A 13,285-nucleotide genomic window follows, 5' to 3' on the forward strand; every position below is an offset into this window, starting at 1 on the left:
TTTCGACCGACGGAGAGCGACATGACGACGGAATCGCGCGGAACCTGGGGATCTCAAATGGGCTTCATTCTGGCCGCCGCCGGATCGGCGGTGGGATTGGGCCACATCTGGCGCTTTCCCTATGTGACCGGAGAAAACGGAGGCGCCGCGTTTGTCCTTCTCTACATTGCGAGCGTCTTCATCATCGGCGTCCCGATTCTGTTCGCCGAGCTGACGCTGGGCCGGCGCGCCCAACTCAATCCGGTCGGCGCGATCAAAAAAGTGGCTCCGCGAAGCAACTGGAAATACCTCGGCTATCTCGGCGTCTCATGCGGACTTTTCATCCTCTCCTACTACGCACTCATCGCGGGCTGGACGTTCGGTTATATCTTCAAAACGCTTCTGGGCAATACGGTCAGCTTCCAGCAGTTCGCAGGCAACGCGCCTCTGAACGCGCTGCTCTACCTGGCTTTCATTCTCATGACGATCGGAGTGGTCTACGGGGGCGTGCAGGGCGGCATCGAGCGTTGGTCGAAGATTCTCATGCCGATTCTGCCGATCATTCTCCTGTTCATCATCATCTATTCGCTGACGCTTCCCGGATCCATGGCCGGCCTGCGCTTTTATCTGCGTCCTGATTTCGCCGGTGTCACCGGAAACACCGTTCTCATCGCCCTGGGCCAGGCCTTTTTCGCCAACAGCCTCGGCATGGGGGCCATGGTCACTTACGGAAGCTATCTCGACAAGAAGCAGAATATCATCAGCTCGGGAATCGGCGTCGTGTCCTTCGGCATCCTGATTTCCTTTCTGGCCGGGCTGGCCATCTTTCCGGCCGTCTTCGCCATGGGAAAAAGTCCTGCGGCCGGTCCCGAACTCGTCTTCGTCGTGCTGCCTGAGATCTTCCGGATGATGCCCGGCGGCATCCTGGTCGGGACGCTGTTTTTTATTCTGCTTTCCATCGCCGCCCTGACCTCGACGATTTCGCTCCTCGAGGTGCCTGTGGCGTTCCTGATCGACGAGAAAAACATGCGCCGCAAGGTCGCCACGTGGCTTGTCGGCGGGACCACCGTTCTGTTCGGCATCCCCTCGGCCCTCTCCTTCGGCGCCTCGGACTTCTTCACGAGCCTGCCGATTTTCGGAGGCATCTCCTTTTTCGGCATGATGGACTACATTTTCGGCAATATCGCCCTCCCGCTTGGCGGGGTGATGTTCGCTTTTCTGGTGGGTTGGCGCTGGGGTATCCCCGAGGCGGTCAAGGAGATCTGCCTGGGCAACGAGAAATTTCTCGGCATTCAGTCCAAGGTCTGGGCCGTGCTGCTGAAATACTTCTGTCCCGTTGTCATCCTTCTCGTTTTGCTCCGTTCGTCCGGACTTCTCGGTCTTCTGGGTCTGTAAGTCGGGTCAGGCGGCGATGCTCCCGGGGAAGAGTTCCACGATGCTGCGCAAGGCTTGACTTCACCGGGGCTCCCGCTTACGATGGCGGGGTGAGGGAGGCGCATCCATGAGAAAGAACATCATCGCCGGTCTTCTGATTATCGCATCGGTTTTCGCCGTCGAGGGCTGCAAGCCGAAAGAGAAAAGAGAACCCGACTCCCGGGCCCAGGAATGGTACCGCTATATCAGCGCCTATACATCGGGAACGGTGTCCCGCAAGGCCGAAATCCGGATCCTTTTCGTAAGTCCCGCAGGCGAGACCGGGCCGGCGGCCGCCAATCTCTTCGAGTTCAAGCCCTCTCTGAAGGGAACGGCGGAGTGGAGAAGTCCCCGTGAATTGGTGTTTCGACCCTCCGAGGACCTCAAGCCGGGAACGGCCTACAAGGCCGTCCTGCAGACCGGCCGCATCCTCGATTTGCCTCGAAGTTTCGCCCGGTTCGAGTTCGGCTTCGATGTCATCCGTCCGGAGATGGAAATTCAGATCCAGGGTCTTTTTGTCGAAGATCCGGCCCGTCCCCTCGTTCAGGTCATCCGGGGCCGGCTCAACACTTCAGACGCCGAAGACCCCGCCCTCGTGCAAAAAGTCCTGGAAGCTCTCCAGGATGGAAAACTTCTGAACATCGAGTGGAGTCATACGGAAGACCGCCGCAGCCATTATTTCACCATCAAGGATGTCGAACGGCGCGAACAGGCCTCGGCCGTTCTTCTCGCCTGGAACGGCGCTCCCCTCAGGATCGATGAGCGCGGATCCCGGACGGTCGATATTCCCGCCCAGGGAATGTTCGAATGGGTGAGCGTGGAACCCGTTCTCGACGAGGCTCGGCATGTTTTGCTGAGGTTTTCCGACGTCCTGGCCCGGAACCAGGACCTCCAGGGACTCATCCGCATCGGCGACTTTCCCCTTACGTTCGAGATCGACGGAAACGTCATCCGTGTCTATTCCAGCCGCGAGTTCATGGGCGGTCTCACGGTCGAGGTTTCGCCCGGCATCCGAAACTATCTCAACCGCCGCCTGCCCCAGGGAGACAGCCGCCCGGTTGTTTTCGAGTCCATCCACCCTCAGGTGCGTTTCGTCGGCAAGGGCGCGATCCTGCCCCAGAAGGACCGCTTGACCGTTCCCATCGAAGCCGTCAACCTGAAGTCCGTTCAGGTCGCGGCGTTCCAGATCTATGTCAACAACATGGCTCAGTTCTTCCAGGTCAACCCTCTCCAGGGTTCGGAAGAAATGACACGGGTCGGCCGTTATCTCTGGCGGAAAACCATCCCTCTGTCCGACGATCCGGCCGTGACCGGCCGCTGGTCGCGCTATGATCTGGACGTGACCTCGCTGTTCAAGGAGAATCCCGGCAGCCTCTTCCGCATTGTTCTGACTTTCAACCGCGGGAATTCGACTTATCCGTGTCCGCCGAGCGATAAGCCCGTCGTCGCCGAGCCCCCGCTGGTCAATCAGGACAGCCCCGATTATACCGGCTATTCGAGTTGGGACTATTTCGAGGGCGCCTACGGCTATGGATACGACGGCTGGCAGAACCGCAACAATCCCTGCGAAGATGCCTATTACAACCCCAACTTCAACTCCAATGCCCGGGTCTCCCGCAATTTCATCGCCTCGAACATCGGTCTTGCCGCCAAGCTCGAGGAGAACGGCACGCTTCATGTCGTGACGACCGATATCCTTTCGGGGCGGCCTCTGACCGACGCCCGGGTTCGGGCCTACAACTTCCAGAACCAGCTCGTCGGCGAATCCGCGAGCGACGGCAACGGCTTCGCCGTTCTCAAGCTTGCCGACCGGGCTTTTTTCGTGTCCGCTCAATCGGGGAACGATACCGGCTACCTGAGGATTAACAACGACTCCGCCCTGCCCATGAGTCACTTCGATGTCGGCGGCGAGACCGTCGTGAAGGGCGTCAAGGGCGCGATTTATGGAGAACGGGGCGTCTGGCGGCCGGGCGATACCCTGTTTCTGACATTTGTGCTTTTCGACCGCGACCGCACGCTTCCGGCCGGCCATCCCGTGGTCATGGAGATCTATTCCCCGTTGGGACAACTTGTCCGGACCCTGAAACCGGCGAAATCGGTGGAACCGTTCCATGCCTTCCGTTTTGCCACGGATGAGGCCGTGCCCACAGGCAATTGGCGGGCCCGGGTTCTTGTCGGAGGATTGACCTTCAACAAAACCCTCAAAATCGAAACCGTCGTGCCCAATCGGCTCAAGGTCGATTTTCAGACAGGCCGGGACATCCTGACGCGCCGCCACATGCCGTTCACGGCAACGGTTATCGGCCAATGGCTTCACGGCGCTCCGGCCGCGAACCTGGCCTTCGACGTGACCGTCGGGCTGTCACCGCGTGCGACCCGTTTCGACAAGTTTGCCGACTACGCCTTCGACGACCCCGCGAGGGAATTCAGCGGGGGAGACGTAACGACGGGGAGGGGAAGTCTCGACGCCCAGGGCCAAGGGACGGTCAGCCTGGACTTCAGGCCGGAACAACCCAGCCCAGGCCTGCTCGAAGCCTCCTTCACAACGCGCATCTTTGAGGAAAGCGGCGACTTCAGCATCGATACGGTTTCGTATCCCTACTATCCCTATGATGTCTATGTCGGTCTCAAAACCCCCAAAGGCGACGAAGCCCGGGGCATGCTCCTGACCGATCAGGACCATGTCGTCGACATCGTGACGGTGGATCCCTCCGGCCGGCCCGTGTCCGGTCCGAAACTTCACGTTTCCCTCTACAAGATCGAATGGCGATGGTGGTGGGATAGAAGCGGTGAATCCCTGGCGCACTATGCTTCGAGCACCCGGGTTCAACCCCTGCTCAAAGGGGAGGTCACGACCCGCGACGGTGTGGGGCGGTGGACGTTCCAGATCAAATACCCCGAGTGGGGACGCTACCTCATCCGGGTCGAGGATCCCGAGGGCGGCCACGCCGCGGGAAAAATCGTCTATATCGACTGGCCGGGTTGGGCCGGCCGGGCCCGCGACGAATCCGACGCGGCCGCCGCGCGGCTCACCTTCACCGCCGACAAGGCCCGCTATCAGGTCGGCGAAAAAGCCGTCATCTTTCTGCCCGAGGCGGTCCAGGGGCGCGCCCTGGTGTCCATCGAGAACGGCTCCTCAGTTCTCCAGAAAATGTGGGTTTCGACCCGGAAAGGGGAAAACCGGTTCGAAATTTCTTTGACCCGGGACATGACGCCCAATGTTTATGTTCACGTCACACTCATCCAGCCGCACCGGGATCGGGTCTCGGATGCGCCCATCCGCCTTTACGGGGTCATTCCGATCATGGTCGACGACCCCGCAACACGTCTCGAACCCATCCTCCAGGCGGCCGATGAATTCCGCCCTCTGGAAAAAATCAAAATCCAGGTGCGGGAGAAAAACGCCCGTCCGGCCGTCTATACCCTGGCTGTTGTCGACGAAGGTCTCCTGGGCTTGACGCGTTTCCAGACTCCCGATCTCCGGAGCGAATTCTTCAGACGAGAAGCCTTGGGCGTCAAAACGTGGGATCTTTTTGACGAAGTCGTCGGTGCCTACGGCGCCGAGCTGGCCCGCATCCTGGCCCTGGGAGGCGATGAAAGCGGCGAGGAAGGGGAAGAGGCCCGCAAACCGAGGCGTTTTCCTCCGGTCGTCCTGTTCGAAGGTCCTTTTGAACTCAAGGCTCGAGAAACCGCGACCCACGAGCTCGAGATGCCGCAGTATTTCGGCGCCGTTCGGGTCATGGTCGTGGCCGGGCGTGACGGCGCTTTCGGGTCCGATTCGAAATCCGTGCCCGTCCGGCGTGATTTGATGGCCCTGCCCACGCTGCCCCGCGTTGTCCGGCCCGGCGAAAAAATCGAAATGCCCATTGCGGTTTTCGTGACCAATCCCTCCCTCAAGAATGTCACGGTCGGGCTGGAAACGAACGCCATGTTCCAAATCGAGGGCGAAAGCACCAAGAACGTGTTTTTCGCGGCTCCCGGCGATCAGATCGCCTCGTTCACCCTCCGGGCGGCGGATGCGGTCGGGTCGGGCGAAGTGCGGTTCCGTGTCCGCAGCGGTTCCGAAAGGATTGAAGACGTTGTCGCCATTCCCGTTTTGGGATCCAACCCGCTTGTCACACAGACGACGCCCCTTGAGGTCCGGCCCGGCGAAACGCTCAAACATGAGGTCGCGCCGTTCGGGCTGGCTAACACCAATACGGTGACCGTCGAGGCCTCCTCCGTTCCTCCGCTCAACCTGGAAAAGAGAATGGACGACCTCATTCAGTTTCCGCACGGCTGTCTCGAACAGACCCTGTCGACCGTTCTTCCGCAACTCTATCTCAAGGGACTCCTGAGGCTCGATCCGGAACGTCAAAAAGCCATCGAAGACAATGTCAAGGCGGCCATCGATAAAATGGGGCGTTTCCAGATGCCCAACGGAGCGTTTTCCTATTGGCCGGGCGACCGCGAAGGCCATGATTGGACGACGGCCTATGCCGGGTTCTTCCTGCTCGAAGCCGCCCGCCTCGGCTATCACGTTCCGACCGCCATGCTCGATAAGTGGAAGGCCAACCAGAGAATGCTCTCCAACGCCTGGACAGCCGGACCGGCCGCCCAACAGCTGATTCAGGCGTTTCGTTTGTACGGCCTGGCTTCGGCTCGCACCCCCGACCTGGGAGCCATGAACAGACTCAGGGAAACGGCCAATCTGGACGGGACGGCCGCGGTCACCCTGGCTGCGGCGTTTCACCTGACCGGACAGCCCGATGCCGCCGCCGATCTGGGCAAAAGGGCCGACCTGAAGGTTGCGCCGTACAGGGACGACTCCGTAACCTTCGGATCGGAGTTTCGGGATACCGCCCTCATGATCCGCGGACTGGTGCAGATCGGCCGTTCGGACAGGGCCAAATCCCTGCTCGATGACGTGTCCCGCGTTCTGGGTTCCGACCGTTGGCTGTCCACCCAGGAGGCCGCGTTCGGCCTCATGGCCGTTTCGTCCTATTACGGCAGCGCCGACATCAAGCCTTTCCGTTTCCGTCTCGGCTGGGACAAGGAAGCCCTCAGGGAAATCGACTCGGCCGTGCCGTTCTATCAGCAGGTGTTCGCCGATTTTCCGGCGGCGGGACGCAGTCTCGCGGTTGAAAATCCCGGAGATTCGCCGCTCTACGTGAACATCTATCGCCGGGGCATGCCTCCGGCCGGTCTCGAAAAGGAGTCTTCAAACGGGTTGGCGCTTACAGTCCGGTACCTTGACATGAGACGGACACCCATCCCGATCGACCGGCTGTCTCAGGGACTGGATCTTCTGGTCGATATCCGGGTGAAAAACCTGACCTCGCGGAAACTCAACAACCTTGTGCTTTCTCATCTTGTCGCCGCCGGCTGCCAGATCAAGAATCCGCGGTTCGCCCTGGATGACGAATCGGCCGCACCCGTCGATTACCAGGATTTCCGCGATGACCGCGTCTACACCTATTTCGACTTGGAGCCGGGAGCTGAGAAGACGTTCCGGGTGGTCCTCAACGCTTCGTACCGCGGCCGTTACTATCAGCCGGGCCTGGCCGTCGAGGCCATGTATGAAGCGGCCGTTCATGCCAACACCCGGGGGCAGTGGATCGAGATCGTGCGCTGAAAAAGCTTAGAACGCTCGTTTTCATGGGAAAAATAGCGTTTATTTTTACATATCAATAGGATGGCCAAGCCAAGCAAGAGAACCAAGAGAATGGGGTTGGCTGCGGCCGGGGGAGTCGCCGCTTTGATCGTCATTCTCAAACTGACCGCCCCGGGGGCGCTTTTCGACGATCCGCTTTCGCCGGTTCTATTCAGTCAGGAGGGCCGGCTCCTGGGGGCCCGCACAGCCGTTGACGGGCAATGGCGCTTTCCCCAGGGGGAAGATGTGCCCGCCCGCTTTTTCCGGGTTCTTCTTCAATATGAAGACCGGCGCTTTTTTTGGCATCCGGGCGTCGATCCCGCGGCCGTCGTCCGCTCCGCAGCGCTCAACCTTCGGGCCGGCCGGGTCCGGAGCGGAGCGAGCACGATCACCATGCAGGTGGTGAGGCTGTCGAGAAAAAACCCCAGGCGGACCTATTTCGAGAAAATGAAGGAGGCGGCTCTGGCCTTCAGGGTCGAGCTCTCGCGGTCGAAAAAAGAGATCCTGGCGCTTTTCACCGCCCATGCCCCGTTCGGCGGCAACGTCGTCGGCATCGACGCCGCATCCTGGATGTATTTCGGGCGAAGTCCGCGGGAATTGAGCTGGGCCGAAGCCGCCTATCTCGCCGTTCTTCCCAAGGATCCGGGATTGATCGCCTCGCCGGAAGGCCGGATGCGCATCCTTGAAAAGAGAAATGCGCTGCTCGATCGTCTGAAGCGCCGGAATATCATATCCGACCTGGAGTACCGTCTGGCCCTTACGGAATCCATACCCGAAGCTTTCCGCCCCGTGCCACGCGAAGCGCCCCACCTTCTTGACAGCCTGGCCGCCCGGAGAGATATCCGGACGCCCTACCATTCTTTGCTGAAGGCCGATCTTCAGAGAACTCTCGCCCGCATCACCCGGGAGCAGGGCGACCGGCTGTTCCACATCGGCATCCGGAATCTGGCCGCCGTTATCATCGACAATTCGACAGCCGACGTTGTCGCCTACATCGGCAACGTGGGCCTCGACCGGGAGGGGGATTGCGGTCAACATGTGGATATCCTTCTGAGTCCGCGGAGCACGGGGAGCATCCTCAAGCCTTTTCTCTATGCGGCCATGATTCAGGAGGGCGGCATCACGCCGTTGACGCTCGTCCCGGACACTCCGGTCCGCTTCGAAAATTTCCGCCCGGAAAACTTCGACCGCCGGTTCCGTGGAGCCGTCCCGGCCCGGGCCGCTCTGGCCTGGTCCTTGAATGTGCCCGCCGTGAGGATGTTGAGGGAGTTCGGGATTCCGCGGATGACCAACCGGTTGAGACAATGGGGCATGACGACCCTCACCCGTTCTCCCGAACATTACGGCTTGACCCTGGTTCTCGGCGGCGCCGAAGGCCGGTTACTGGAGATCGCCGCACTTTATGCAGGGTTGGCCAGGACGGCCATGGAATTCGAGGACGGCAGTCTGGAACTCCGGCTGCTGCGCGACGATACTCCGGTTCCCTCGAGGTTGAGCGAACTGGGCCCCGGAGCGGCCTATTTGACGCTCGAAGCCCTGACCGCGGTCAACCGCCCCGACGAGGAGGGTTTCTGGAGGAATTTCAGCTCGGCCAAGTGGGCGGCCTGGAAAACCGGCACGAGCTTCGGCCTGAGAGATGCCTGGGCGGTCGGCGTCACGCCCCGCTATACGGTCGGAATCTGGGCCGGGAACGCCGACGGCGAGGGCAAACCCGGCCTGACGGGGCTGTCCGCGGCGGCCCCGGTTCTCTTTGATGTTCTTCATGCCCTCGATACGGGCGGGAGGATCAACCGGCCCCGCCGGGGTCTCAAGCCGATTCAGGTGTGCCGCGACTCGGGCTTTCTTGCCTCGCCTCTCTGTCCTTCAGAAACGGTTTGGGTTCCCGAGGAAAGCCGTTTCAACCGGGTCTGCGTCTACCACCAGCGGATTCATCTCGACGCCTCGGGACGCTTTCGGGTGGACAGCCGTTGCGAGTCCGTGGACCGGATGCGACCCGAGTCCTGGTTCATCCTTCCTCCGGTTCAGGAGTTTTACTACAGGAAAGACCATCCGGAATACCGGCTGCTGCCTCCCTTTCGCGCCGACTGCGGCAGCCCTCTGGACGCGGGCCGTCAGGTCATGAATCTGGTCTATCCCGATCCCGATACGTCGGTCTATATCCCCGTGGACATTGACGGGCGCAGGGGGGAGGTTGTCTTCGAGGCCGTCCACAGCGAGGTCGATGCCGTGATCCATTGGCATATCGACGACATGTACGTGACTTCGACCCAGAGGTTCCACCAGATCGCCGTTGATCCCGATCCGGGAGACCGGGTGCTGATCCTGGTCGATGGCCAAGGACGGAGGCTGGTCCGGCCGTTCAAGGTCATCAGTCCGGCTCGCAAAGAACTCCGGCCTTGAGAGTCCGGGCGGCTTTTCGACCGACGATCGCCGCCACGTCTTCCTCCCGGGCGGCCTGAACGGCTTCCAGGCTGCCGAAACGTTCCAGCAAAGCCTGTTTTCTTTTGGGGCCGATTCCGTGAATCCCATCGAGAAGCGAGACCAAACTCTTTTTTTCCCGCCGCTTGCGATGATGGATGACCGCAAACCGATGGGCTTCATCCCGGATTCTCTGGAACAGCTTCAGGGCCGGCGATGTTCCTTCGAGGCGAAGGCCGTTGGGAGCTCCCGCGGAGAAGATGATCTCTTCACGCTTGGCCAGAGAGACAACAGGGACGGCATCAAGTCCGAGCCGGGCCAGGGCCTTCCGGGCCGCCGACAATTGCCCCTTTCCACCGTCGACAAATACGAGATCCGGAAGCCTCCCGTTTTCTTGGAGAATCCGGGAATACCTGCGGCGGATGACTTCGGCGAGGGCGGCCGTATCGTCGGATTTGGAGGCCGTCCGGATGCGGAAGATGCGGTAATTTTTTCGATCGGGACGATCGTTTGTGAAGACCACCAGGGAACCCACGGACTCCTCACCGCCGGTATGAGAGATATCAAAGCCCTCGATCGTTTCCGGGGATTTTTTCAAACCCAGGAGTTCGGCCAGGACGCCCGTGGATGAGAGAACGGCCGTTCCGCCGGAGAGCGCGGCCTCTGCGTTTCGCGAGGCAAGATCGACGAGATGTTTCGCCCGCCCGGACCGGGGGACGTTGTGAAATGGCCGCTTGGGCTTGGGAAAAAAGGGGAGAAGCAGACGCGGAGGAGGAGGCTCATCCTTGTAGGCTTCCTCCAGAAGTGAGGTGAGAACGGCGGAACTCGAGGCCGCCGGAGCCACGTCCTTGACGATGACCCGGGAGTCTTCGACACGGCCCGCCCGCATGTGGAACATGAAGAGAACGGCGCGGCCGCCCGAACGGGCGAAGCCGGCCGCATCCTGGTCCTCCAGGCCTGTTGAAATGGTTTCCGATTTCCGGTTGAGGTCGTCGAGAACAAAGATGAGGTCCCGGAGACGCGCGGCCTGTTCAAAGTCCTGGTCGGCCGACGCCGCATCCATCTTCTTTTTCAATGATGATGACAGTTCGCCTGTCCGGCCCTCGAGAAACAACAGAGCGTCGGCAACATTCTCGGCGTAGGCCGATTCGGAAATGACGCCCGTGCAGGGTGCGGAACAGAGCCCGAGATCGTGTTCGAGGCAGGGTCTTTTCCGACCCTTGAAGACGGAATCGGGACACGTCCGGAGACCGAAATGTTTGGCTGCCAGGCGGAGCGCGGCTCGGGCCCGCGAGGCCGGACTGAAAGGCCCGAAAGTCCGGCTTCCGGCCGGATCGACCTTGCGGCTCAAAGAGATTCCGGGAAAACGGTTTCCGGCGGTCAGTTTCAGGAAGGGAAAACTCTTGTCGTCCTTGAGGCGGAGATTGAAGGGCGGTCGGTGCTGGCGGACGTAATTGCTTTCGAGGAAGGCGGCCTCCCGTTCCGAACCGGCCAGGATGACGTCGATATCGGCCGTCCGCTCGAGGATGCGTCGAACCTTGTCGTCGCCGGACGCTGAAAAATAGGATTTGACCCGGTCCCGGAGCGAACGGGCTTTCCCAATGTAGACGACGGCTCCGCCGGCATCCCGGAAGAAATAGATTCCCGGTTTGTCCGGAAGCCTTGCGGCCTTGTCCCTGAGGCGTTTAAGGGTCATGGCTGTTTTAGATCGAGTTCCAGGTCGCGGATTTTCAATCGGCGGAGTTCGTCCCTCAGGCGGGCCGCCTTTTCGAAGTCCAGCCGGTTTGCGGCCTCTTTCATCTGTTTGTCCAGATCCTCCATCCGCTTCTTCCGCCGGGTCGGAGAAAGATAGATCTCGCTGTCCTCGGCCACCCGCGTGATGTCCAGGTAATCCCTGTCCGCGGCTCCGGTCAGGGCGCCGTCGATATCCTTAATGATCGATCGGGGTGTGATCCCGTGGAGGGTGTTCCAGTCCTGTTGGATGCTTCGGCGCCGGTTGGTTTCCTCGATGGCCGCCCGCATGGATTCCGTGACGGTATCGGCGTAGAGGATGGCCCGGCCCGCCGTGTGACGCGCGGCCCGGCCGAAAGTCTGGATCAGCGACGTCGACGACCGCAGGAAACCCTCCTTGTCCGCGTCGAGGACGGCCACCAGCGAGACTTCGGGAAGATCCAGGCCCTCGCGGAGGAGATTGATGCCGATCAGAGCATCGAAGACGCCCAGCCGGAGATCCCGGAGGATTTTGACCCGGTCCAGGGTCTCGATATCCGAATGCAGGTAGCGGACGCGGAGGCCGAGTTCGTGATAGTGCCGAGTCAGGTTTTCGGCCATCTTTTTGGTCAGCGTCGTGACCAGAACGCGCTCGTTCCGTGTCGCGCGGTCCCGGATTTCGCGCATCAGGTCGTCGACCTGGCCGCGCACCGGGCGGACCTCGACGGCCGGGTCGGTCAGACCGGTCGGCCGGATGATTTGTTCGACGACGCGGCCTCCGGAAGAGCGGATTTCATACGCGGCGGGTGTGGCCGAAACAAAAAGAACCGGGCCGATCCGCGCCCCGAATTCTTCGAAATTCAAGGGGCGGTTGTCCAGGGCCGAGGGCAGGCGGAAGCCGTGCTCGACGAGATTGAGCTTGCGCGAGCGGTCGCCGGCGTGCATGCCGCCGATCTGGGGGACGGTGGCATGAGATTCGTCGATGACGGTCAGGAACCCGTCGGGAAAATAATCGAGAAGCGTGAAGGGCGGCTCGCCCGGGCTTCTGCGGCTGAGGTGGCGGGAATAGTTCTCGATTCCCGGACAATAGCCGAAGGCGCGGAGCATTTCAAGGTCGTAGAGGGTTTTCTCCTCGATCCGCGCGGCTTCGAGAAGCCGGCCCCGGTCCCGGAAAAAGGCGACCCTCTCCCGGAGTTCGTCTTCGATGTTCCGGATCGCCGCGGTCAGGATGTCTGCGGGCACGGCGAAGAAAGTCCGGGGATGGATCATCGCGGCGTCGCGCTTTTCCAGAACGGTACCCAGCAGAGGGTCGATGACGGCCATCCCGGAAATCCGGCCGTCCTCGATCTCGATCCGGAGGGCCGATTCTTCATATCCCGGGAAGACCTCGACGGTGTCTCCACGGACGCGGAACGTCCCCCGGACAAGCGCGTCGTCGCGCCGTTCGTACTGCACGGAGACGAGTTTTTCCAAAAGAGTTTTCCGCCCCAGGGCGTCGCCGCATTTCAGGCCGAAGCTCATGGCATGGTATGTCGCCGGGGCGCCGATGCCGTAAATGCAGGACACCGAGGCGACGATGATCACATCGCGCCTTTCGAACAGGGCGTTTGTCGCCCGGAGGCGCAGTCTGTCTATTTCGTCGTTGACCGTGGCCTCCTTGGCGATGTAGGTGTTCGTGGAGGGCACATAGGCCTCGGGCTGGTAGTAATCGTAGTAGCTGACGAAGTATTCGACCGCGTTTGAAGGAAAGAACCTCCGGAACTCCTGGTAGAGCTGGGCGGCCAGAGTCTTGTTGTGGGATATGACGAGAACGGGTCGGCCGGTCCGGGCGATGACATTGGCCATGGTGAAGGTTTTTCCGGATCCCGTAACGCCCATCAGAACCTGGCGGGGGAGTCCCTGTTCGAGGCCTCGGCTGAGTTCGGTGACGGCTCGGATCTGGTCGCCCTGCGCCCGGAACGAAGCCTGCAGCCGGAATGCGTTCATATCATTATATCATTGCCAGAAAACCCCAGGCTTTTAAGCCTGGGGATGAATGGCACCCGGAACGAAGCCAGCGAAGCTGGCGAAGTGGAGGCAAATCCGGCATAATCTGGCTATGGTCAGATACGCCACGGGAGCTCATACCAAGCA

At 61.0% G+C, this 13,285-nt stretch carries 5 protein-coding genes; 3 read left to right on the top strand and 2 right to left on the bottom strand.

Features of this window, described 5'->3' with window-relative positions; genetic code table 11:
* Positions 1–21 precede the first annotated feature (21 nt).
* The 3 genes from SCM96_12335 (at position 22) to pbpC (ending at position 9,424) form a co-directional block, all read left to right on the top strand.
* Positions 22–1,374: a sodium-dependent transporter gene (locus SCM96_12335; GenBank protein ID MDW7761405.1), complete on the top strand. Its 1,353-nt coding sequence runs from the start codon at positions 22–24 to the stop codon at positions 1,372–1,374.
* A gap of 106 nt (positions 1,375–1,480) precedes the next feature.
* Positions 1,481–7,006 (top strand): MG2 domain-containing protein, encoded by a 5,526-nt coding sequence (locus SCM96_12340; GenBank protein MDW7761406.1) that lies wholly within the window; start codon positions 1,481–1,483, stop codon positions 7,004–7,006.
* A 60-nt stretch (positions 7,007–7,066) separates the two neighbouring features.
* On the top strand, positions 7,067–9,424 hold the full coding sequence (pbpC, locus tag SCM96_12345; GenBank protein ID MDW7761407.1) for a penicillin-binding protein 1C: 2,358 nt from the start codon (positions 7,067–7,069) through the stop codon (positions 9,422–9,424).
* On the opposite strand, the gene uvrC is transcribed toward pbpC, so the two are convergent.
* The gene (gene uvrC / locus SCM96_12350; protein MDW7761408.1) at positions 9,393–11,138 is read right to left on the bottom strand and encodes an excinuclease ABC subunit UvrC; all 1,746 of its coding nucleotides are present in this window, start codon (positions 11,136–11,138) and stop codon (positions 9,393–9,395) included. The two genes, pbpC and uvrC, sit on opposite strands and share 32 nt — an antisense overlap.
* The gene (uvrB, locus tag SCM96_12355; protein MDW7761409.1) at positions 11,135–13,138 is read right to left on the bottom strand and encodes an excinuclease ABC subunit UvrB; all 2,004 of its coding nucleotides are present in this window, start codon (positions 13,136–13,138) and stop codon (positions 11,135–11,137) included. The genes uvrC and uvrB overlap by 4 nt, the downstream gene beginning before the upstream one ends.
* Between the last annotated feature and the right edge of the window lie 147 nt (positions 13,139–13,285).

Source organism: Acidobacteriota bacterium (genome assembly GCA_033549365.1).
Lineage (GTDB): Bacteria > Acidobacteriota > Aminicenantia > Aminicenantales > Saccharicenantaceae > JAWSUF01.